This is a genomic window from Gottfriedia acidiceleris (assembly GCF_023115465.1).
In the GTDB taxonomy this organism is placed as follows: Bacteria; Bacillota; Bacilli; order Bacillales; family Bacillaceae_G; genus Gottfriedia; species Gottfriedia acidiceleris_B.
The window spans coordinates 4,036,382-4,056,572 of record NZ_CP096034.1 but is presented as its reverse complement, the minus strand read 5'-3'; the positions used below and the strand labels follow the sequence as shown (position 1 = coordinate 4,056,572).

At 34.5% G+C, this 20,191-nt stretch carries 15 protein-coding genes, 16 tRNA genes and 1 rRNA gene; 30 read left to right on the top strand and 2 right to left on the bottom strand.

Translation table 11 applies throughout. The features are described 5' to 3' along the window. Positions 1–95 precede the first annotated feature (95 nt). From rrf to MY490_RS19140, 17 genes are all read left to right on the top strand, one after another. Positions 96–211: ribosomal RNA gene (rrf, locus tag MY490_RS19220) — 5S ribosomal RNA — on the top strand. Between the two features lie 10 nt (positions 212–221). Next, positions 222–296 (top strand) — tRNA-Asn (locus MY490_RS19215). A gap of 4 nt (positions 297–300) precedes the next feature. Further along, positions 301–392 (top strand) — tRNA-Ser (locus MY490_RS19210). A gap of 23 nt (positions 393–415) precedes the next feature. Then, positions 416–490 (top strand) — tRNA-Glu (locus tag MY490_RS19205). 9 nt (positions 491–499) lie between these two features. Next, positions 500–575: transfer RNA gene (locus tag MY490_RS19200), tRNA-Val, on the top strand. Positions 576–752: 177 nt separating this feature from the next. After that, positions 753–829 (top strand) — tRNA-Met (locus tag MY490_RS19195). Between the two features lie 3 nt (positions 830–832). Then, positions 833–908 (top strand) — tRNA-Asp (locus tag MY490_RS19190). 8 nt (positions 909–916) lie between these two features. Then, a tRNA-Phe gene (locus tag MY490_RS19185) sits at positions 917–992 on the top strand. A 243-nt stretch (positions 993–1,235) separates the two neighbouring features. Beyond that, positions 1,236–1,308 (top strand) — tRNA-Thr (locus MY490_RS19180). A gap of 10 nt (positions 1,309–1,318) precedes the next feature. Continuing rightward, positions 1,319–1,403: transfer RNA gene (locus MY490_RS19175), tRNA-Tyr, on the top strand. A 5-nt stretch (positions 1,404–1,408) separates the two neighbouring features. Beyond that, positions 1,409–1,482: transfer RNA gene (locus MY490_RS19170), tRNA-Trp, on the top strand. 15 nt (positions 1,483–1,497) lie between these two features. Further along, positions 1,498–1,573: transfer RNA gene (locus MY490_RS19165), tRNA-His, on the top strand. A 79-nt stretch (positions 1,574–1,652) separates the two neighbouring features. Continuing rightward, a tRNA-Gln gene (locus MY490_RS19160) sits at positions 1,653–1,727 on the top strand. Between the two features lie 5 nt (positions 1,728–1,732). Continuing rightward, positions 1,733–1,807, top strand: a tRNA-Gly gene (locus tag MY490_RS19155). A gap of 5 nt (positions 1,808–1,812) precedes the next feature. Then, positions 1,813–1,883: transfer RNA gene (locus MY490_RS19150), tRNA-Cys, on the top strand. A 14-nt stretch (positions 1,884–1,897) separates the two neighbouring features. Next, a tRNA-Leu gene (locus tag MY490_RS19145) sits at positions 1,898–1,981 on the top strand. Between the two features lie 93 nt (positions 1,982–2,074). Continuing rightward, a tRNA-Leu gene (locus tag MY490_RS19140) sits at positions 2,075–2,157 on the top strand. Between the two features lie 235 nt (positions 2,158–2,392). On the opposite strand, the gene MY490_RS19135 is transcribed toward MY490_RS19140, so the two are convergent. Then, the gene (locus MY490_RS19135) at positions 2,393–2,689 is read right to left on the bottom strand and encodes a hypothetical protein (protein WP_248267101.1); all 297 of its coding nucleotides are present in this window, start codon (positions 2,687–2,689) and stop codon (positions 2,393–2,395) included. Positions 2,690–3,212: 523 nt separating this feature from the next. Between MY490_RS19135 and queG the strand changes: the two genes are divergently transcribed. The 11 genes from queG (at position 3,213) to MY490_RS19080 (ending at position 16,204) form a co-directional block, all read left to right on the top strand. Then, complete coding sequence (queG, locus tag MY490_RS19130; RefSeq protein WP_248267100.1) at positions 3,213–4,337, top strand: tRNA epoxyqueuosine(34) reductase QueG; 1,125 nt, start codon at positions 3,213–3,215, stop codon at positions 4,335–4,337. 76 nt (positions 4,338–4,413) lie between these two features. Further along, on the top strand, positions 4,414–5,328 hold the full coding sequence (locus tag MY490_RS19125) for an amidase domain-containing protein (protein ID WP_248267099.1): 915 nt from the start codon (positions 4,414–4,416) through the stop codon (positions 5,326–5,328). 62 nt (positions 5,329–5,390) lie between these two features. Continuing rightward, positions 5,391–5,885 (top strand): tRNA (uridine(34)/cytosine(34)/5-carboxymethylaminomethyluridine(34)-2'-O)-methyltransferase TrmL, encoded by a 495-nt coding sequence (gene trmL, locus MY490_RS19120; protein WP_056467857.1) that lies wholly within the window; start codon positions 5,391–5,393, stop codon positions 5,883–5,885. A 434-nt stretch (positions 5,886–6,319) separates the two neighbouring features. After that, positions 6,320–8,215 carry a PrkA family serine protein kinase gene (locus MY490_RS19115; RefSeq protein WP_248267098.1) on the top strand — a complete coding sequence of 632 codons (1,896 nt, stop codon included), beginning with the start codon at positions 6,320–6,322 and terminating at the stop codon, positions 8,213–8,215. A gap of 103 nt (positions 8,216–8,318) precedes the next feature. Next, positions 8,319–9,221, top strand: coding sequence for an aldo/keto reductase (locus MY490_RS19110; RefSeq protein WP_248267097.1), 903 nt, complete (start codon positions 8,319–8,321; stop codon positions 9,219–9,221). Between the two features lie 327 nt (positions 9,222–9,548). After that, positions 9,549–10,742, top strand: a complete 1,194-nt coding sequence (gene yhbH, locus MY490_RS19105) for a sporulation protein YhbH (RefSeq protein WP_248267096.1) — start codon at positions 9,549–9,551, stop codon at positions 10,740–10,742. A gap of 265 nt (positions 10,743–11,007) precedes the next feature. Then, the gene (locus MY490_RS19100) at positions 11,008–11,493 is read left to right on the top strand and encodes a hypothetical protein (RefSeq protein WP_248267095.1); all 486 of its coding nucleotides are present in this window, start codon (positions 11,008–11,010) and stop codon (positions 11,491–11,493) included. A gap of 1,493 nt (positions 11,494–12,986) precedes the next feature. After that, the gene (locus tag MY490_RS19095) at positions 12,987–13,493 is read left to right on the top strand and encodes a hypothetical protein (protein WP_248267094.1); all 507 of its coding nucleotides are present in this window, start codon (positions 12,987–12,989) and stop codon (positions 13,491–13,493) included. A gap of 228 nt (positions 13,494–13,721) precedes the next feature. Continuing rightward, a complete protein-coding gene (locus MY490_RS19090) occupies positions 13,722–14,849 on the top strand; it encodes an IS110 family RNA-guided transposase (RefSeq protein ID WP_248267093.1) in 1,128 nt (375 codons plus the stop codon). Positions 14,850–15,347: 498 nt separating this feature from the next. Then, a complete protein-coding gene (locus tag MY490_RS19085; RefSeq protein WP_248267092.1) occupies positions 15,348–15,860 on the top strand; it encodes a DUF2199 domain-containing protein in 513 nt (170 codons plus the stop codon). A gap of 188 nt (positions 15,861–16,048) precedes the next feature. Further along, a complete protein-coding gene (locus MY490_RS19080) occupies positions 16,049–16,204 on the top strand; it encodes a hypothetical protein (RefSeq protein WP_156339672.1) in 156 nt (51 codons plus the stop codon). Between the two features lie 588 nt (positions 16,205–16,792). Here MY490_RS19080 and MY490_RS19075 read toward each other — a convergent pair. Next, complete coding sequence (locus tag MY490_RS19075) at positions 16,793–17,155, bottom strand: carboxymuconolactone decarboxylase family protein (protein ID WP_248267091.1); 363 nt, start codon at positions 17,153–17,155, stop codon at positions 16,793–16,795. Positions 17,156–17,488: 333 nt separating this feature from the next. Between MY490_RS19075 and MY490_RS19070 the strand changes: the two genes are divergently transcribed. Together MY490_RS19070 and MY490_RS19065 are read left to right on the top strand one after the other, a co-directional pair. After that, on the top strand, positions 17,489–18,001 hold the full coding sequence (locus MY490_RS19070) for an SRPBCC domain-containing protein (RefSeq protein ID WP_248267090.1): 513 nt from the start codon (positions 17,489–17,491) through the stop codon (positions 17,999–18,001). 669 nt (positions 18,002–18,670) lie between these two features. Further along, on the top strand, positions 18,671–20,134 hold the full coding sequence (locus MY490_RS19065) for a flavin monoamine oxidase family protein (RefSeq protein ID WP_248267089.1): 1,464 nt from the start codon (positions 18,671–18,673) through the stop codon (positions 20,132–20,134). The last annotated feature ends 57 nt before the right edge of the window (positions 20,135–20,191 follow it).

The window sequence follows — 20,191 nt, the reverse complement described above, 5'->3', positions numbered from 1 at the left end:
TTTTGAGGGTGCAAAAATTATTATAAAAACTTTGAAAAAGTCATTGACTTTCAAATAAGATATGATATAATAGTTATTGTCCTTAAGGAATTGAATCAAGTGATGATAGCGAAGAGGTCACACCCGTTCCCATACCGAACACGGTAGTTAAGCTCTTCAGCGTCGATGGTAGTTGGGGGTTTCCCCCTGTGAGAGTAGAACGTCGCTTGGTTTATGATTATTCCGCAGTAGCTCAGTGGTAGAGCACTCGGCTGTTAACCGAGTGGTCGTAGGTTCGAACCCTACCTGCGGAGCCATTTTGGAGAGCTGTCCGAGTGGCCGAAGGAGCACGATTGGAAATCGTGTAGGCGGGTAACCCTGTCTCAAGGGTTCAAATCCCTTGCTCTCCGCCACATGTTTTCAGCACTATTATACTGGCCCGTTGGTCAAGCGGTTAAGACACCGCCCTTTCACGGCGGTAACACGGGTTCGAGTCCCGTACGGGTCACCATTTTATTACGGAGGATTAGCTCAGCTGGGAGAGCACCTGCCTTACAAGCAGGGGGTCGGCGGTTCGAGCCCGTCATCCTCCACCATCTAATTAAGTTTAATAAATATCTCTTATTATCGAGGGGTGGAGCACGAACGAATATGCTTCGAAGAAATTACTTCAGCATACCAATCGAGCTGCTACTTGCAATAACATCCTGAGATTGGGATGGTCTTAACGAAAATACAGTTCATGGATCTATAAAAAATAGTATCCACATTATCGCGGGGTGGAGCAGTCTGGTAGCTCGTCGGGCTCATAACCCGAAGGTCGCAGGTTCAAATCCTGTCCCCGCAACCAAATGGTCCCGTGGTGTAGCGGTTAACATGCCTGCCTGTCACGCAGGAGATCGCCGGTTCGATCCCGGTCGGGACCGCCATTTAAGATGGCTCGGTAGCTCAGTCGGTAGAGCAGAGGACTGAAAATCCTCGTGTCGGCGGTTCGATTCCGTCCCGAGCCACCATCTTAAAAGTTTATAAGTAAATTAACAAACTAATATAATTAATATTAAGCCGACTTAGCTCAATTGGTAGAGCACGAATGAATAAGCTTCGTAGCGAAACATCAGCGTACTTGTCGAAAAACACCTTGAATTATCTATATGAGACAAGGACGACTTTATGAAGATTACTACACCAATACCTAAGTTTGAGTGAAATGAATTATATAAGTAACTAACTAAACAAACTAATTTAATTAATATTAAGCCGACTTAGCTCAATTGGTAGAGCAACTGACTTGTAATCAGTAGGTTGGGGGTTCAAGTCCTCTAGTCGGCACTCTTTAACCGGAGGGGTAGCGAAGTGGCTAAACGCGGCGGACTGTAAATCCGCTCCCTGTGGGTTCGGCGGTTCGAATCCGTCCCCCTCCACCATTTATAGGGGCATAGTTTAACGGTAGAATAGAGGTCTCCAAAACCTTTGGTGTGGGTTCGATTCCTACTGCCCCTGCCAAACAATACAATAATGGCGGTCGTGGCGAAGTGGTTAACGCATCGGATTGTGGTTCCGACACTCGTGGGTTCGATTCCCATCGGTCGCCCCATTTAATTATTGTAACGATTACTAAAGAGTGTAATATAATTTATAGTAAATAGAATATAGTATATAAAGTTCTTAATTAATGGGCTATAGCCAAGCGGTAAGGCAACGGATTTTGATTCCGTCATGCCCTGGTTCGAATCCAGGTAGCCCAGCCATTTATGCGGAAGTAGTTCAGTGGTAGAATACAACCTTGCCAAGGTTGGGGTCGCGGGTTCGAGCCCCGTCTTCCGCTCCAAATATGGCGGTATAGCCAAGTGGTAAGGCAGAGGTCTGCAAAACCTTTATCATCGGTTCAAATCCGGTTACCGCCTTTTAGTTTACTTCTGCCGGGGTGGTGGAATGGCAGACACACAGGACTTAAAATCCTGCGGGGGTTGACCCCGTGCCGGTTCGAGTCCGGCCCTCGGTATCATTAAACCTCTTACTTTTGTAAGAGGTTTTTAATTACAGATTTGAATGGACAATTTGTCTTTCATATATTATAATTATTTTATAACTTTTTGGCGGTGTGGTGGAATGGCAGACACGCCTGACTCAAAATCAGGTATCTTCACGGATGTGCAGGTTCAAGTCCTGTCACCGCTATATTGAAATCTGAGAAGAGGATTTTGCAGAGATGCAGAATCCTTTTTTTGTTTAGAAAGAAAAGGGTAAAGAAAAGAATAGAATAGGCTTTTACATTCTTTATCTTCAACCAGCATTTAATAATTGTCTTCATTATGTATAACGATCATCATAAAGAAAGGCAACGACTATTCGACTATCATAATGTTCGCTGCCTTTCTAAATGTGGTTATTCCACATTTAGAAATACTATTCATTACATCTTTACATACTTACGTTTTTGCTTAGCAGTAAGCCAATCAAATTGTTTTGGTTTTCTTTTATTTGCTAAAGTAACTACTAAGCCTGTTGTTGCTATTAGTAGGCTTGCAGCAGCTACTTTAATCGTAAATTGTTTTGCATCTTTTAATTTCTCATTATTGTATCGATCAAGTTCCTTAAGAGTATCTTGTGTAAAATCAATCCTGTCGTTTGTTTCTTCAATCAAACTACAGACACCTTCGAAACTTTCGACCAAAGGATTTTTTTCTTCATTTACCAAAGGATCTGTCATAGTTACTCTCCTCCTATATTTAACCTATAAAGAAGAATTCTATGGAAAAATTCATAATACCTTCATTCAAATTTCTACAAATCTTTCAATATCCACTACAATTAGTTAATTATGATGAATATTGATCTTTTTCTTACCCACGTCATCCGCTATTTTTTATCTACTATAAATATTTTCTATTCTCAACCCTTTCATAAGTCATTCTCAACCCTTTCATAAGTCATTCTATAACCCTTTCGACAAAAAATGATTTTATTCTTGAATTTATGACATATTTATGATAAATTTAATTACAAGTTCATTAAAAACCTACTAAATACATATTACATTTGTATTAGTAGTTAGCACTTATAACTTGATAACAACGCAGTGTATTGATTCATTCGAAGAACGATACATTGCGTTTTTTTATATTAAAATGTCTATTATTAAGGGCTTTTGTGACATAATTAGATAAAGAAATAATTTTCTGACTAAAATAGAAAATATAATAAGTAAATTAACAGGCAGTTAGGTGATTCTTGTGAATATAAAAGAATTTCAAAAAGAATTGATTTCATATAGTAAAGAAATTGGAATAGATAAGATTGGATTTACGACTGTTGATCCATTTTTAACATTAAAAAATCGTTTATATAGGCAGCAGGAATTAAACTATCAATCCGGTTTTGAGACAAAGGGTATTGAACGAAGAGTAGATGCCAGAAAAATTATGACAGAAGCTAATTCAATTATTGCAATTGCTCTAGCATATCCATCTAAACTAAAAAATCCTCCAAAAAGTAAAAAAGGATCTACAAGAGGAATTTTTTGTAGGGCCTCATGGGGGGAAGATTACCATGTAGTTGTAAAAAAGAAATTACTGCAGCTTGAGTCATTTATTTTATTACATTATCCAAGTGCAAAGGTTCAGTCGATGGTCGATACTGGTGAGCTAGTAGATCGAGCTGTAGCTGAACGAGCAGGTATAGGTTGGAGTGCCAAAAATTGTTCAATCATTACGCCAGAATTCGGTTCTTATGTGTATTTAGGGGAAATGATTACATCATTACCTTTTGAACCAGATTCGCCTATTGAAGAGCAGTGTGGAGAGTGTACAAAATGCCTTGAAGTTTGTCCGACAAGTGCGATTGTTTCTCCAGGTCAATTAAATGCTAAAAATTGTATTGCTTTTTTAACCCAATCAAAAGAGATGATTCCTGTTGAGTTTCGAAAAGAGCTGGGAAATCGTATATATGGTTGCGATACATGTCAAACAGTTTGTCCTAAAAATAAAGGAATTAATTTTACTCATCATACTGAAATGGAACCAGATCCAGAAACCGTAAAACCTTTATTACGCTCTGTTTTAAAGGTAAGTAACAGAGAGTTTAAAACTCAGTTTGGCCAAATGTCTGGGTCATGGAGAGGAAAGAATCCTATTCAGCGAAATGCCATCATTGCTTTAGCACATTTTAAAGATGAATCGGCATTAGATGATTTAAAGGAATTAGCGAAAAAAGATGCAAGACCGGTAATTAGAGGTACAGCTATTTGGGCTATTTTTGAGATTGAAGGTAAGAACAGTACACCATTTATTGAAAGTTGTTTGCAAAAAGAGCAAGACGAGATTGTATTAAAAGAAATTAATGCCGTTCTATCAAAGTAATCAATATTGAGTGGTATAATCTCTTATTTTTCAACATCGTATAGAATAAGAATAGATGTTGAAAAGGGGGATTATCTTGTTTAATCGTGAACTTTTAGAGCGTTATTTAAAAGAACGATTACAACTTTATTTTGGTGAAGGACATCGAAGTCATCCTATTCAAGAAAAAGAATATCAGGCAATCAAGCGTAAAGTTGAATTATATAATAAGCGTAATATCTCATTAGTGAAAGTATATGGAAATCTTGAAGTAAACAATATTTGGACTGAACAGGAAGCAACTTATATAAATTATACATTCCATACGCGATATTTTTTAAAGCAAACTGATTTATATTTTGAAGAGGATCAGCATGAAAGACAGATCGCGATTGAAAATGGTGTGATTTTATATGACATACCATTCCCAATCGATAATCAAGTTGAAAATTTTGAACTCGAGGTAGATGATTTAGTTGAAAATGAATTTTTAGATCGAAACAACAGATATAATCGTTTTAATGCTGTTAAATATGCTGAAACCTGGTGGGATGGCCATAATAAAGAATATCCATTGTATGCAAATGATTGTACTAATTTTATATCTCAATGTTTAAGGGCTGGAGGTATTCGAATGGTTGGAATGCCAAAACCCGGGACAGGGTGGTGGTATAAAAATCATTCGAATAGTAGTTATAGCTGGAGAGTTGCTCACGCATTAAGACGATTTTTACCTGCTTCTAAAACTGGAATTAAAGCAGAAGAGGTGCCTTCTCCAAAAGATCTTACATTGGGGGATATTATCGTATATGATTTTGAAGGTGATGGAGTATGGAATCATTGTACGATCGTTGTTGCTAAGGATGAAAATGGTGAACCGTTAGTGAATGCACATACTGTAAATAGCCGTAAAAGATATTGGTCATACTATGATTCTTCTGCTTTTACGGAGAATATTAAGTATAAGTTTTTTCACTTCGTTGATGACTTTTCTAACCCTTCAATGGAATAATACCTTATTCATTACGAATTTGGTATAATATTAAGCATTGAAACAATATAGAGGTGAAAAAGATGGGAATACACGTTGTATTATATCAACCACAAATTCCAGCAAATACAGGAAATATTGCACGTACTTGTGCAGGAACAGATACAAGTTTACATTTAATCCGTCCATTAGGTTTTTCAACTGATGATAAAATGTTAAAAAGAGCTGGTCTTGATTATTGGGAGCATGTTGACATACATTATCATGATTCTTTGGACGATTTATTTGATAAATATAAAGATGGGAAATTTTACTTTATAACTAAATTTGGAGAAAAAACATATTCAAACTTTGATTATACAAATTTAGATGAAGAGATTTTCTTTGTATTTGGTAGAGAAACAACAGGGCTTCCAAAAGAGTTGATTGAAAAAAACATGGAAACTTGTTTACGTATACCAATGACAGATCATATTAGATCTCTAAATTTATCAAATACAGCAGCAATTTTAATTTACGAAGCTTTACGTCAGCAAGATTTCCGTGAGCTGTTAAAGGTAAAGGATTATTCTAAGTAATAAAAGTCACCATATAAATGGTGATTTTTTTATTAAATCAAGATTTTATCAAAGAGTAAACAAAAAAAAGATGCTTCCATTAGAACGGTCTAAATAAAATTAAGATCCGCATTTAGAAGCATCCTTTAAAAAATATTATCTGTTTTTCAGTCCAGGTTTGTCATTATAGCCGCCTGTGAAAATTGCTGCTAAGAATGATGCTGTAACTAATAAAATTAATACTAGTCTCATCAGTATGTATCCTCCCAATTGAAAAATTCCCAACACCCTAAACCTTATTATACAAAAAAAACATAGAAATATGAAAGTAAAATTATGAGAATTGAATTTCGATAAAATATATTTTCCTACTCAAAGATATAGCATGAGTACGGACATCCTTGCATATCCTTTAATAATCTCTCTTACAGATGAGAAGAAGGAGGTACTTGTCCATGGATATTTTAAAGAAACTTGAGCAGCATCGGGACATGGAACAAAGATTGAAATGGGAAGGCACTTTTGCTGAGTATCTTGAAATGTTAAAAGAGGAACCATGGGTTGCACAAACTGCACATTCTAGAATTTATAATATGATTAAAGACGCAGGTATTGAAGAAGTGAATGGTAAAAAAGCCTACAGTTTCTTTAGTAACAACCTATATGGATTAGAAGAAGCGTTAGAGAGACTCGTGGAAGAATATTTCCATCCTGCTGCCAAGAGATTAGATGTAAAAAAACGTATTTTATTGTTAATGGGGCCTGTAAGTGGTGGTAAATCTACTTTGGTAACGATGTTAAAGAGAGGCTTAGAAAATTATTCAAGATCTGATCAAGGTGCAATCTACGCTATTAAAGGTTGCCCAATGCATGAAGATCCATTGCATTTAATTCCTAACCATTTAAGAGAAGACTTTTTCAAAGAATATGGAGTTCGAATTGAAGGAAATCTTTCACCTTTAAATTTAATGAGACTTGAACAAGAGTTTGGTGGAAGGATAGAAGATGTTATCGTAGAAAGAATCTTTTTATCAGAGGATCGTCGAGTTGGTATTGGTACTTTTAGCCCGTCTGATCCAAAATCTCAAGATATTGCAGATTTAACAGGAAGTATTGATTTTTCAACAATTGCTCAATTTGGATCAGAGTCAGATCCACGTGCCTACCGGTTTGATGGTGAATTGAATAAAGCAAACCGTGGAATGATGGAATTCCAAGAGATGTTAAAATGTGATGAAAAGTTTTTATGGCACTTATTATCCCTGACGCAGGAAGGAAACTTTAAGGCAGGGCGTTTTGCATTGATTTCTGCGGATGAATTAATCATTGCTCATACGAATGAAACAGAGTACAGATCCTTTATTAATAATAAGAAGAATGAAGCACTTCATTCACGAATAATCGTAATGCCAATTCCTTATAATTTAAGAGTTAGCGAAGAAGAGAGAATTTATCAAAAAATGATCTCTGAAAGTGATGTTTCAAATGTTCATATTGCTCCACATACTTTACGTGTTGCAGCTATGTTTACAATTCTTACTCGTTTAAAAGAACCAAAACGAGGAGATATTGATTTAGTTAAGAAGATGCGTCTATATGATGGTGAAATGGTAGAAGGCTATAACACTGTTGATTTAGAGGAACTGAAGAAAGAATATTTAGATGAAGGTATGCATGGTATTGATCCACGATATGTTATTAACCGTATTTCATCTACAATTATTCGAAAAGAGATTCCATCAATTAATGCATTGGATGTATTACGCTCATTAAAAGATGGTTTAGATCAACATCCATCTATTTCTAATGAAGATCGTGAGCGTTATATGAATTTTATCTCTATTGCAAGAAAAGAATATGATGATATTGCAAAACAAGAAGTTCAAAAAGCTTTTGTTTATTCATATGAAGAGTCTGCAAAAACTCTTATGGATAATTATCTTGATAATGTAGAAGCATATTGCAATAAGAATAAGCTTCGCGATCCATTAACAGGTGAAGAGATGAATCCAGATGAGAAGTTGATGCGTTCGATTGAAGAACAAATTGGTATCTCTGAGAATGCAAAGAAAGCATTCCGTGAAGAAATACTAATCAGAATCTCTGCATATGCAAGAAAAGGCAAACGCTTTGATTACAATTCACATGAAAGATTAAAAGAAGCAATCCAAAAGAAACTTTTTTCGGATTTGAAGGATGTTGTGAAGATTACGACGTCCACAAAAACTCCTGATGAGCGTCAATTAAAGAAAATCAATGACGTTGTCAGTAGATTAGTTGATGAGTATGGTTATAACTCAACATCAGCAAATGAATTATTACGCTACGTAGGCTCATTACTTAACCGATAAATTGTTTAAGCGGCTATCTATTAGATAGCCGTTTTCTTTTGCATTTAATAACGTTTATCTTATAATGATGATAATGATTGAAAAGAAAGATGAGGTAGTGCAGATGAAAAGAATTCAAATAGCTGAAAATCTTGAGTTTTCACAAATTATACACGGATTATGGCGTTTATCTGAATGGAAAATGACATCAGAACAATTAGTCACTTTTATAGAAGAATGTATTGAGTTAGGAATTACAACATTCGATCATGCCGATATTTACGGTGGCTATACTTGTGAAGAAATTTTTGGAAAGGCTTTAGCGCTAAAACCGGAGCTTCGTGAAAAAATCCAAATCGTTACAAAATGTGGAATAAAGTTAAAGTCAGCAAAGTTTCCTGAACTTAAAATGAATCATTATGATACTAGTAAAGAGCATATCCTTATGAGTGTTAATAATTCTCTGGAAAATCTACAAACAGATTATATCGATTTACTTTTAATACATAGACCAAATCCTTTTATGAATCCAAAGGAAATCGCAGAGGCGTTTAATCAACTTCATTCGGAAGGAAAAGTACGCTACTTTGGGGTATCAAATTTTTTACCAACTCAATTTAATGCATTACAAGCATATCTAAACATGCCTTTAGTAACAAATCAAATTGAAGTTTCTCCAATGCAATTAGAGCATTTTGAAAAAGGAACAATTGATTTATTACTTGAAAAAGATATTGCTCCAATGATTTGGTCCCCATTAGCAGGCGGACAAATTTTTACTAGTCAGTCTGAATCAGCTGTACGAGTTCGAGCAATGCTTGAAGAGGTTTCTAGTGAAATTGGCGCAAATTCAATCGACGAAGTAATGTACGCATGGTTATTAGCTCATCCTGCTAAAATGATGCCAATCGTAGGGTCTGGTAAAATTGAACGTGTTAAAGCAGCAGTTGAGTCTACTAAGTTAAGTATGTCAGCGGAACAATGGTTACGAATTTACGTAGCTGGAATGGGACATAATTTACCTTAAATAAAAATAAGTGGAGAACTTTTTTACTAGTTTTCCACTATTTTTTTGTTCTTTTTTAAGTATTTTTACATATAGTTAAAGGCGAAAGTTTATTGGAATTTTTATATAAATATATATATTTTTAAGGACTCGTCCAATTTTCTGAAAAAATGGGTGTAAAATTTAGAAGAAACTTTGTCAATTATTGTGTCCTTCTGCATATGATAGAGTAATCCATAAAAAAGGGTAGAAAATCATCTACCGAATTAGTTTATGCAATTGTGTATTATTGTGTGACGATTTTTTTATTTTTAAAAATAAATCAAACAAGTAAGGGAGGGAAAGAAAATGAGTAATGAAAATAATGAACATGAACAAAAGCATAATTTTACCATTTCACAGGAAGACTGGACCCTCCATCGTAAAGGACACGACGACCAACAGCGCCATCAAGAGAAGGTACAAGAGGCGATTAAAAAGAATTTAGCAGATTTGATCACAGAAGAAAGCATCATCATGTCAAACGGGCGCGATGTAGTAAAAATTCCAATTCGGTCACTTGATGAGTATAAGATTCGATACAACTATGATAAAAATAAACACGTTGGTCAGGGTACTGGAGACAGTAAAGTTGGCGATGTAGTGGCAAGAGATGGTTCACAAGGTGGCCAGCCGCAAAAGGGTGCTGGTAAAGGTCAAGGAGCAGGTAAAGAATCAGGCGAAGATTACTATGAGGCAGAGGTTTCACTAATGGAATTAGAGGAAGCTCTTTTTAGTCAGTTAGAATTACCTGATCTAAAACGAAAAGAACAAGATTTAAATACAGTAGAAAACATTGAATTTAATGACATTAGAAAAACCGGTTTAATGGGTAACATTGATAAAAAACGTACGATGATGTCAGCGTTTAAACGTAACGCTATGCGTGGTACTCCATCATTCTATCCGATATCTCCAGAAGACTTAAAGTTCCGTACATGGAATGAAATTAGAAAACCAGAATCTAAAGCCGTCGTACTCGCAATGATGGATACGAGCGGAAGTATGGGCTTATGGGAAAAGTATATGGCACGAAGCTTCTTCTTTTGGATGACAAGATTTTTACGAACAAAATATGAATCAGTTGATATCGAGTTTATCGCACACCATACTGAAGCAAAAGTAGTTACAGAAGAAGAGTTCTTCACAAAAGGAGAAAGCGGAGGAACGATCTGTTCATCTGCTTATCGAAAAGCTTTAGAAGTAATTGAATTCAAATATTCTCCTGAAAGATATAATATCTATCCATTCCACTTTTCTGATGGAGATAATTTAACATCTGATAATGCTCGCTGCGTAAAACTAGTTCAAGAATTAATGAAAGTGAGTAATATGTTCGGATACGGAGAAGTAAACCAATACAATCGACACAGTACGCTAATGTCCGCATATAAAAACATTAACGACGAAAAATTCCGCTACTACATCCTTAAACAAAAATCAGATGTATTCCATTCAATGAAGAGTTTCTTTAAACAAGAGCATGAGAAGGCAGCGAAATAGTAGTTGGGTATGGAGAATTAAGTGGATTGCAAAATTCGTAGAAAGTGAGAAACAGAGAGACCTCATTGAGGGTTTTTCTGTTTTTTTGTCATACTTACTTAAAGTTTAATAATGGAATAGAGAAAATCCTTATTCAACTTAATGGCAGATTAGTTGAATAAGAAAAATAGAATATTTTCACTAAGGTATATCATTTTAGGTCTAATTAATTTGGTATAATTATAGAAAATTTTAATTAAAATCCAATTTGATATAGGAGTTCAATATGACCAAAGTAAATTTACCATATGGAGTAACAGGGGGATATTACATGCCTGGAGAGGAACCTGAACCACCCTCAATTGATAAATCAAAATTTTATGCTAAATGTAAAGAAGTTGCTTCATTAAAACATATAAAGTATGAGATATTAAGTGATTTAGAAACAGATTATAAAAATTTTTATGCAGTAAAGTTTTTCTTTCTACCCCAACCTATATATGCAGTTGTAAATGATGCACATCCATTTTTAGCATTTTGTCTTGCTGATGAATACGGTAAATTTGGAAACTCATTCCCATTGAATTTTATCGACTTTAAAGAGTTGGCAGAAGAGTTTTGGGATTATACAGTTATGAAAGTAAAAGAATTGAACAAACAATTTAATATTGAAGAACATGAGGAGTTAAGAAATGTTCGTACTATTAAAGAACAAGTACAGCGTTGGGAGCCAAGAACAATTGGTGATGTAATGTTTAATTATTGGGATTAATGTTGGTATCGCCTTTAAATTTTGTATAAACAATTTAAATAAAGCTTTTTCTTATTCAACTAACTGATGCATGTGCGGGCCGAGCCTAGGTCGTATCATATAACGGGTAGGATTCCCGTCGAGTAAGAATTAGCCATTCGCTCGTAGCGAGTCTTGGAGGGTTAATGGTAACTTTAATCTTTAAGCGTAGACAGTTAGATAGCGGGCCGAAAGCCAAATGGTTGAAGGGATTGAGCTCCATAATGTTAGTAAATCGAGAGACCAAATTGTGGAGGATGGATCATCCTCAATATATGGATTATTTTGGTGGCTGGGACATGGTATGGATTGCATCTGATAAAAACGGGCAACTTGGCCATTTGTTACCCTGGGCAAGCTCCTGTTCCATGTGAATTGTTAAATTTTCCTTTTGAAAACATTGAGGCAGCAGTGCTCCAATTATCATGTATTTCTGATACTAATATGCCCGTCCAACTGACAGGAACCAATGATTTTATTGAACTGGCAAAGCGCGGTTTCTATTTATATGACTATGGGTGCAAGTATGATAGCTCGACAGGGGTTTAGCAAATATGATTATGAATTAGATGTGGTACCTATAAAGCCGCGATTAATAAGTGATTTGCCAGATGATTAGCAAAATTTTGGCTAATAGCATAAAATTTCACATTGCGTTTAAAGAAGTAAGGCAATTGATGGTGGAGTAAACCTACCTTTCTTTGTTACAGAAATGATATGAAAAAGTTTGTTGAGGTAGATCTTCAACTAACATGTTCTTTAGTTGAACAACATGATCGGCTGTAATGGTCGATTTTTTTATTGAGCTAAATGGCAGTTTTGTTGTATAAGGATTTTGAAAATGTCTAGTGAATTTTATAATTTAGTAATAAATTTTGGAATTAGAATATAGAAATTTTAGAACGAAAAGTAAAATTTGAGGTGCTGGAAAATGCCGGTATTAAAGAGATATAGAAAATGGTTATCAGAACACATTGTTAGAAAATATGGATTTAGCTGAATTACTATCTTTAGTAATTTTTTTATCTTTGATTTTATATGCAATCAAATTTAATATTTTTTATTTCGTAATGATACTGGTTTTGACAATAAATCTATTTCAATTATGTAATGACTTATTAAGGAAAGTTTTGGGTAAATTTAATGTGAAAATACCAAAATGGATAAATGTTATTCCGATTGTTTTTTCTTATTTATATATATTAATTTACTATTTTATTAAAATTAATAATGCATGATTTACATTCTTATTCAACTACCATGGGAGTACGTTATAACTTCCATTCACAGTTGTGAATCTGAGGATTCATGGATGGCTAACGCATGCAATAGTTGAAAATCAAGGCTGCTAATATGCGTCTTTTTTATTTAAGTACATAGCAGCTTAGTTGCATAAGGAAAACTGTAATGTAGATTACAAATATAAGAATCCGAATATTATTTGATGAATTATATTAATAGAGGAGAGTGGCAAAATGAAAAAAATTATTGTAGCAATCTCTATTGTTTTATTAACTGCCTGTACTAACGGGAATAGCACATTAAATAAGCTAAAAGAAGACTACCCTACACTAAAAAAAGAAGTAGAAAAACTACCTAAAGATGTTCAAAATGAAATAGTTGTACCTGAGAAACTACCTTTTGATGTAAAAACTGTGTCACTTGAAGTAGGAGAAAACATGGAAAGTCATACATATGATCACACTTCTATTAAATATACTTACGGAAATGGAACCATATTATATATCACAACGTTTCACAATAGAAACACTGCCTTTAATGGGGATGATCAAGAACATAAAACAACTAAATTAAAAGATGGAACAAGAGTGAATATTATAAAGGATAAGGATAGTCCAAAGGAGATTCGATGGAAAAAAGATGGATTTTATCATGACATTACATTAATTAAATTACCAGATGCAAAAACAAAGTACACGATTAATGACCTTGTTAAAACAGCAGATTCCATTGACGAGTAATTCTTCAACTATCAATAAAGGGATTCTTCTTCAACTAAAGCAAGTATTAGTTGAAGATTACAAGCTGCTTAATTGCAGTTTTTTTATTGAAGTAAATGGCAGTTTAGTCATAATGAACGAAACGGCTCCTTTTGCTTAGCGTAGGTTGCACTTGGCAATAATGGGAGTTAACTAAAAGCCTACCCATTCCAAATGTAGAGCTACAAACAAAAAGGAGCCGTTTATATTATGAAGGATAGTCAAAAATTTATTGGTTTAGACGTGTCAAAAGACATTATTTCTGTTGGTATTGCTGAAGAAGGACGTGGCGAACCACGATTTCACGGTAATATTCAAAACACACCTGAAAGCATTCGTAAACTTTTTAAGAAGTTAGGCGATCCAGAAAAGCTACTAGTTTGCTATGAAGCAGGTTCATGCGGGTATTGTATTTACCGTCAACTTTTATCAATGGATATAGAATGTATTGTAGTTGCACCTACTCTAATTCCGAAAAGAGCTGGTGATCGAGTAAAAACAGACCGTCGTGATGCACTAAGACTAGCTCAGCTTCTTCGAGCTGGAGAGCTAACTTCTGTTTGGGTACCTGATGAAAACCATGAAGCTTTAAGAGATTTAATTCGTGCTCGATTTGATACTCGTGAAGATTTACAAAGAGTACGTCAAAGACTTGTTCACTTCTTACTCCGTCATGAAATTCGCCCACCTCAAGGTGTTAAAAATTGGACAGTCAAATATCGTGCCTGGTTGAACATTCTTACTTTCGAAAAAACTTCATTACGAATTGTATTCCAAGAGTATCTTCATTCAATTTATGAAGTTGAAGAAAGAATGAAGAGAATTGAAGCACAGATTCATGAAGAAGCAATTGAAAGCGAACATGCGCCTGTCATTCAGGCACTTCAGACACTAAGAGGTATAGCTGAAATTACAGCTGTAACACTAGTCGCTGAAGTTGGGCAATTTTCTCGTTTCTCAAATCCAAGGCAACTAATGTCTTATGCAGGACTTGTTCCGAAAGAATATTCCAGTGGATCAAATCGTTGGCAAGGTTCGATTACCAAAGTTGGAAATTCACATATCCGACGTGCTTTAGTGGAAGTTTCCTGGTCTTATCGCCATCGTCCATCACTAAAAGGTGAATTAAAAAAGAGGCAAATTGGTCAACCTCTCGAAGCACAAAGAATTGCCTGGAAAGCTCAGCACCGTCTTAATTTAAAATATAGCCGAATCACTGCTAGATGGAAAACAGGTAAATTCGCAGTAGTCGCAGTCGCTCGAGAATTAATTGGATTTATATGGGCAATTGGTTGTAGTATCGAAGGTACACAATTATCCCAATCAAAAATTGCTTAAAAGCTAAACCACACTAATCAATAAATATTAAAATAATAAGTCTAGTAAATATTGAAATCTTGGCTCGGAGGCAAATTCGGTAAGGAGAACCCTCTTGTGCAACTATGCATTAAGTTTAATAACTGAACATGCGCGTTTAGATCGAGGCAGCTCCGTAACGGATAAAATGAAATGTGGTAACCAACCCACGCATATCAGACTGTAAATCACTGTTAATTTATTTGCCTTCGTGCCAAGCTTTTAAGACATTATCTTTTCTTTAGAAACTAAAAATATCTACTATTATAAAGTTGTCATTCACAGACTTAGAAAATCTAATTTTTAAATTCTAGGTTGGTAGTCCTAATTTAAGTCTGTCTAAAAATTGAAAAATCCCTAAATTAAAACATTTTTGGTTTGGTGGTTTGACAGTTTCGTTCATATAAGAAGTTCTCTACTTCATCAAAAATAAAAGTTAGTTTATTATTAAATTAGTTAAAAGTATTTGGGGGCAATCACATGAGTAATGGTTTTGTATGTAAGTGTTGTGGAAAATATCATGAAGAGTTACCAATGAGTTACGGAAGTGCAGTTCCTGACTATTTTTTTGATATTCCAGTTGATGAGCAAGAAAGTCGTGTCGAGATGAACGATGATTTATGTATTATTGATGATAAGTATTTTTTTATTCGTGGAAATATTGAAATTCCTGTTATCGATACGAATCAAAAGTTTATTTGGGATGTATGGGTATCATTAAGCGAAGAGAACTTCGATAAAACAAATGATTTTTGGGAGGATCCTGAAAGGGAACAAAAATTGGATCCTATGTTTGGTTGGTTATCGATTGATATTCCTTGTTACCCAGACACAATAAATTTAAAAACTATGATACACACAAGGACAATCGGTTTGTGTTCTGTTATTGAATTAGAGCCAACTAAACACCCATTAGCAGTGGAACAAAGAGAAGGAATAACATTAGAACGAATTAAGCAAATTGCAGAAGAATTATGTGATTCAGAAGAGTAAGATTAGTAATTTCTTATGCAACTAACGCATGCTTTAGTTGAATACCAAGATCGACTGTTTAGTCGATTTTTTTATTCAACATAATGGCAGTTTAGTTGCATAACAATCCAAGAAATTTACTTAGTAAAGGTTTATATATTAATTTGCCGAATAATCATTACTAACGTTAATTTATCAGGAGGATTTAAATGAGTAAATTTGATAAAATTTCCCTGTATATTTTTGGTATTGCTCTTATTTCAGGGTTATACTATATCGGTTTTCAAATTCATAACTTACAAGAGGATTTGGACAATATTAGAGGACAATTATGGAATATTTTCCAATTATTAAATTCGAAATAATTTATTTGATAACTACTAATTTCTTTTCTTGTTCAACTAACTGATGCGATAGTTGAAGATCGCGAAGGGCTGTAAAACACCTTTTTTGTGCTTCACCTTCTCTAAGCATACGCACGAAGCTTATTTTCACTGGACATCCTGTGTCAGCGCTGACGTCGAAGATATCGCTCGCTACAAACGAAAAATAACAAAGGGTACCAACCTTATTTACATGACCACTATGCGAAAGATACCAGATTAGCCGCCCACTATCGCCGGAACTTAACGATTTCATAGTGTATAAGAAAGGATTCTTCTTCTATGCGAAGTACCTTGAGTACGATATTGCTGTGTAACGCTAACAAAATGCAGTGTCAATGTTGAACTTGTTTAAAAAACTCTCCATATTTATAACAAAAAAATGGCACCTCCAATGGTTAGTTACATCTTTCTAACAATTGGGGTGCATTTCAAACAATTAATGCCTGACAAGTTAGTAAATAAGTTAATCAGTTTTAAAGAATTCAATTCAAAGTATATAATTTAAGATACCATGCATTTTATATTTACATGCTTTTAAATTGGTGTTTCTTACACTCAACAATATTCCTACTTAACTTCATTTAACTCCTGAATGCACTCTTGAACAAGAGTAACCCCTTGGCTCACTGTTGCCCCACCTCCAAATGCAGCAGTCACTCCGATGGCTTCGAAAATTTCTTGTTCAGAACATCCTTGATCAAGACATCCTTTTGTATGATAGATGATGCAATACTCATCCTGAGCATAAAGGCTAATTCCTAGCGCAATTAATTGTTTTTGTTTTTGAGATAAAGCACCTTCTTTAAAGCATTCTTCTGTAAAAGAATTAAATTTATTTACAAAGTGAGGAAATTTCTCAGAAAACAATCCAAGTCCTATTTTATATTTCTTTAGTGCTAATTGTGTAGTATTTTTTGAATCATATTCCATATTATTAAAGCTCCTTTTCTATTTACTAGGTTTATCAATAGTATTATTAACGTTATAAATAAAAATATTAAAATTTTATAACTTACATTCAAATATACATATAACAAGTAAAAGGTCGGGATTTTATATATTATAAAAGTCCAAATTGAACTAACGCATGCGTTAGTTCAATTTGGATCGGCTACTTCGGCTACTTCGGCTACTTCGGCTACTTCGGCTACTTCGGCTACTTCGGCTACTTCGGCGACGTGGTGCTCCGTTACTCGCCTGTTCGTTGACTGCTTGGCTAATTACCGAGGCTTTTACGCTACATGAAAAACAAGGAGGATTTTCATGGATAACAATCTGAATCAATCGTTCGAAATAGCAATTAAGCGTGTATTCGATGCCCCTCGCGAACTCGTATTTAAAGCATGGACAGAGATCGGGCATTTCGCGAAATGGTGGGGACCAAAGGGGGTCACCCTCGAAATCGTTAAAATGGACGCTCGATCAGGTGGCGAGTTTTTAGGTATTCAGACGTCTCCTGACGGAAAACAGGTTCTGTGGGGAAAATTTACATACCAAGAGGTTGTCGAACCTGAGAAAGTGGTTTATATCCGATCCTTTTCTAATGAGCAAGGCAATACAGTCAGAGCGCCTTTTAGCGTGAGCTGGCCTCTTGAAATTATGAATATCATAACGCTAGAAGATGACGAAGGTAAAACTGTTTTAAAACTGATAGGTTGCCCTGTGAACGCTTCAGCTGAGGAACAAGAAACCTACAAAAGTATGGCACCAAAGCTTCAACAAGATCTTGAGGGTACTTTCGATAAACTTGCCGACTATCTTGTCTCCCTAAATTAGTATGTTTATGGGGGGGATGGTGGTGAAAATTCTGAAGGTATTTGGGAAAATGATCCTTAGCTTCGTATATTATGAAATTGATCAAATACGGGTATATCCTTAACAGCGGATTTTTGGGAAAATGACTTTCAAAAAAGAGTCAAACAGGAGCATGAGAAGTCGGCAAAGTAAATGGGTATAGGGTATTAAACGGAGTGCGAGATTCGTAGAAAGTTAGAAACCAGAGAAGACTAAATGAAGGTTTTTCTGGTTTTTTGTCATTTTTAAAATATGTATTAATAGGAGTAGAAGGTAACATCTAAATGGGTACACAACAGTTTATACTTTTTGAATTAATTTTTGACTTGTAAAAAGATAAGGTTCGTTTCGTTCTATGGTGTTACAAAGTAAGAGCTCGTTAGTTAAAAGATAATGGGAAGATACTCTTTTATTGCATAGAACGTTTAACATATGGATAAGCCGTATGCCTATATAGATAACGGATTTCATAGATGGGAAGTCACATGAGAGACTTCCCTTACTTAGTTCACTATTTGGCAGAATTTTTGAATTAGCACTTTAATTTCAATTTGTTTATTAATGAAATAAAGATTAGTTAAAATTCTATTACAACTTACAATGGAATAATAATGAAGAGACGGATAATTTTTGTAAGTTGGGGTGATAAATATGATACAAAAATTACAACTTTCAAAAGAGCAAATGATATTCATAATACAAAATGGATTACAAAAATCCAATTCACCAAAGAATGTAACTATTATAGGTGCAGGTATATCGGGTTTAGTCGCTGCGTCACTTTTAAAGGAAGCAGGACATCATGTTACCATTATTGAAGCAAATAACAGAATTGGCGGGAGAATTTATACAAAAAGAGAACCTTTTATTAATAATCAGTATATAGATCTTGGAGCAATGCGAATACCTTCATTTCATTATTTAGTAATTGAATATATAAAAAAATTCAATTTACAAGTAAATGAATTTATAAATAGAACCCCTAATGATCTGATGTTCATCAATAATGTATTAACTAATGAAAAAAACTATGAATCAAATCCTGACCAATTAAACTATAATGTCTCTCCAAGTGAAAAAGGAAAGACTGCATCAGAATTACTATTATTAGCAGTTGGTCCAGTCATTGATTTTATAAACCAAAATCCCGAGAAAAATTGGGAAATAGTTATCAATATGTATGATCAATATTCAATGTATCAATTTTTAAGATATAACCCTGTGGGTGTATCTTTATCATCTGAAGCAATCAATATGATAGAAACAATGGTTGGATTGGAGGGATTTTCAGAACTTGCATTTACTGCAATATTAAGAGAAGTTTTAGTACTCCTAACTAAGGATCTAAAACTTTATGAAATTACAGGGGGAACGGATCATCTTATTAATGGATTTTTACCACAACTTAAAGACCATATTATTACAAATCAAAGAGTGAAAAAAATTATACAACAAGATTCGAACGTAACGATCTATACTGAAAATCAAATACTTAATACTGAGCATCAACTTACAAGCGATTTTGTAATTTCTACAGTTCCTTATACTTTATTGAATTTCATAGATTTACTACCCTATGAGTCTGTTTCATATGAAAAGAGAAATGTTATTAGAAAGATCCATTATGCAAATTCAACTAAAATAGGTCTTCAATTTAAAACAAGATTTTGGGAAAAGTATGGATTAAGTGGTGGTAAATTAACGACAGATCTACCAATCAAGTTTGCATATTTTCCTAGTCATGGTCAAGGGTCAGCGGACGATACAGGGATAATGTTAGCTAGCTATACATGGGAAGATGATTCTAGTATCTGGGATAATATGACACAGGCAGAAAGGATAAAAATTGCCTTGAATAATCTCTCATATATATTTGGAGATCAAGTGTTTTCAGATTTTTTAATAGGATACTCACATAATTGGTCAGAATTTCCTTATGCTGGAGGAGCATTTGTCATGTATAAACCCGACCAAATAAAAGAGTTTGGTCAATTTATTGGTACACCAGAAGGAAGAATTCATTTCGCAGGATCACATTCGTCAACTACACCAGGTTGGATTCAAGGTGCAATTGAAGCAGGAGTTAGAACAGCGTATGAAGTTAATAATAGATAAATTTTATTACTATTAAAAGTATATATTTAAATTAAATATTAAATAAAAAAATAAATG